The organism is Endozoicomonas sp. (genome assembly GCF_051008435.1).
In the GTDB taxonomy this organism is placed as follows: domain Bacteria; phylum Pseudomonadota; class Gammaproteobacteria; order Pseudomonadales; family Endozoicomonadaceae; genus Endozoicomonas_A.
The window spans coordinates 1-2,695 of sequence record NZ_JBPCXO010000557.1; the positions used below are offsets into that span (position 1 = coordinate 1).

The 2,695-nt window shown below is 45.0% G+C and carries 3 protein-coding genes; all 3 read left to right on the forward strand.

Annotated features, from left to right (window positions below; genetic code table 11):
* Positions 1-233: 233 nt before the first annotated feature.
* The gene (locus tag ACR2PX_RS28525; RefSeq protein ID WP_434002742.1) at positions 234-497 is read left to right on the forward strand and encodes an Lrp/AsnC ligand binding domain-containing protein; all 264 of its coding nucleotides are present in this window, start codon (positions 234-236) and stop codon (positions 495-497) included.
* A gap of 125 nt (positions 498-622) precedes the next feature.
* Positions 623-1,810, forward strand: coding sequence for a PQQ-dependent sugar dehydrogenase (locus tag ACR2PX_RS28530; protein WP_434002743.1), 1,188 nt, complete (start codon positions 623-625; stop codon positions 1,808-1,810).
* A gap of 64 nt (positions 1,811-1,874) precedes the next feature.
* Positions 1,875-2,648, forward strand: a complete 774-nt coding sequence (locus tag ACR2PX_RS28535) for a hypothetical protein (protein WP_434002744.1) — start codon at positions 1,875-1,877, stop codon at positions 2,646-2,648.
* Positions 2,649-2,695 lie beyond the last annotated feature (47 nt).

The following is a 2,695-nucleotide window of genomic DNA, read 5'->3' on the forward strand; positions in this document are numbered from 1 at the left end:
AAGAAGCTTTGCAGTCTGTTCACTCTGCTGTTCGTTGCGGGTTGAGAAAACCATGGGATAAAGGATAGTCGCTGCAAGGGAAAGGTATTATTCTCTTTCTCTGTCCAGCAGTTTTTTAGGAATTACCAACGGGGGCTATTTAAAGAGACGGTTGGTAAATTCATTGAGAGTTTTGCAAAGAGTAAAGACCACCTGCTACCAAAATTAGCAGGTGCCATCAATGCGTAAGTCCTATGTTGGTATCCGTAGAAATGGAGAGAGACAGGAAAGAGGTTTATCAGCAATTCCGTAAATCCATAGACAAAGCACCTGAAGTCACACAGTGTTATCAGACCACCGGAACCTTCGACTTTATGCTGATCGTCTGTGTCAAAGATATTCTGGCCTATGAAGCTTTTATTGAACGGGTATTGCGAGCTGACCCCAATATACGGAAATTCCAGAGTTCAGTTTCCATAAGGCGTGTAAAATACACCACCGCCATAGAAGCAGAGTAATACGGCAGGTCATGTCCTTAAAGCAGAAGCTTAACGCATGCATTACCCATCTCGCGGACTGTGGTAGTCTCTTCCATCCAATCAAGATAATAAAAAAGTCGCACCTGAACTGAGTGGTTACGCCTATGAATAAAATGAAAGCCATTCTGAAGTGGCTATCCCTGATCACCGGTAGCCTGATTCTGATCCTTGTGGCAGGAGTTTTTCTTCTTCCTTCTCCTTATGCCGTCAACATTTCCCTGGGGGATATTATTGGTGGCGAAGCGCCTGATACCAGTGTCGTTGACTCTCGATTTTCCGTTCCTGATGGATTTCGTATCAATATCTTTGCCAAAGATCTCAACCATCCCAGGGTTATACGTCAACTGTCATCTGGAAACTTTGTTCTCAGCCAGCCACGAAAGGGGGAAGTCACTTTCCTGCTAGCTGACAGTAATGGCGACGGGATCAGTGATGGCCGTCATACCATTTTTAGTGATCTGGATAACCCTCACGGACTGGCTCTCTATAAAGACTGGCTATACATCGCTGAGCTTGGCGCAGTGGGTCGAGTTAAATTTGATCAGACCACAGGCAAAACCCAGGGCGACTATCAGAAAATTATCACTGACCTGCCGACCGACGGAGGTCACTGGACTCGTACCATCCGTTTTGGGCCAGACGGTCTGCTTTATCTGTCTGTTGGCTCCAGCTGCAATGTTTGCATTGAAAAGGATAAATTGCGCTCAACCATCAGCCGTTATCAGCCTGATGGCAGCGGAAGGGAAATAATAGCTACCGGGCTGAGAAACTCAGTGGACTTTGACTGGGATAAAAACGGGCAACTGTATGCCACAGATAATGGCCGCGATTTCCAGGGTGATGACTTTCCACCCGATGAGCTGAATAAGATTGTTGTCGGTGGCTTCTATGGCTGGCCTTTTGCCAATGGTGACAATGTACCGGACCCGGATTTTGGAAAAGGGCATGAAACAGAAATCGCCAAAGCCATTGTACCCTACCACAAGTTTCGGGCTCATAACGCGCCCCTGGGTATCCAGTTCTATGATGGCGGTGAAGCTCCTGCACTGAAAGGGACTGCCATGGTGGCACTTCATGGTTCCTGGAACCGATCCGTGAAAGATGGCTACAAGGTGGTCAGCCTGCATTGGGATAAGAACGGAAAGGTTGAAGAAAGAGACCTGGTCACCGGCTTTCTGAAAAACGGCAATGTGATCGGTCGGCCTGCTTTTGTTGAACAGGGCCAGAAGGGTGAAATCTATATTACGGATGATTTCAGCAAAGTGGTTTATCGTCTGGTTTACCATCCCTGAAGATATGTAACTGAGAGGCTGCCTGAGTCAGCCTCTCTTAATAACACGGAAGTGGAAGGCACTCATGGAAGCTTTGATTAACTCACCATTGATGATCTTTTTAGCTGGGCTAATCAGCGTTATGGGCTTTATACGTGCTACCAAAAAAGATGCGGATGATGATCTAGCTCCGGAAAAAGTCAAAGCACTCAGCGATTATCTAATCGGAGCCACCCAGATGAAAGCGGGGACATGGATACCGGATTTTGTCTATGTCTTTGACCGATTTTTTCATTATAAAAATTCTGAAAGCAGTCGATGCCTTGTCCTTTCGACATTCATATCGGTTGGATCATTTTTTTTAATCAGTACACTCCTAAGCTTAAACTCAAATGCAGAGTGGTATGCCATGCTTTTTCTGGCAGTCCTATTCAATGCGCCTATTGACTATATCTGTTTACTGACAACGAGAAAATTTCTGGACTCTTCACTTCCTATACCCATTCTGATCGCTGTAAATGCCACAACTACTTTCTTTCTGGCACACTTATGGGTACTTTCAACCTTCCTTTTATTGGATGGAGGATTTGTTCATCCCTATGTCTTCTTTAATATAGCGGTTGAACATTTCAGTACTTCTTTAGACTGGCTCAATGGCGACCTTAGAAATGGGGACATTTTTATTTTTACAAGCTTTACTACCTCTATCTGGCTTTGGTTGTATGGGCTGTCATATTACACACTGAAATTGCTAACCTCCATTCAACTAATCATCAAAACTTTAACTCGATTCTGCAGTTTTTCTCACTTGACAATCAGGTTGCATCCAATAATTCAAATTTCCCAGCATGAGATTTGAGTGATTCCGTAGGCTCCCGTTTACCAAGATCTCGCCCCGCCATATGC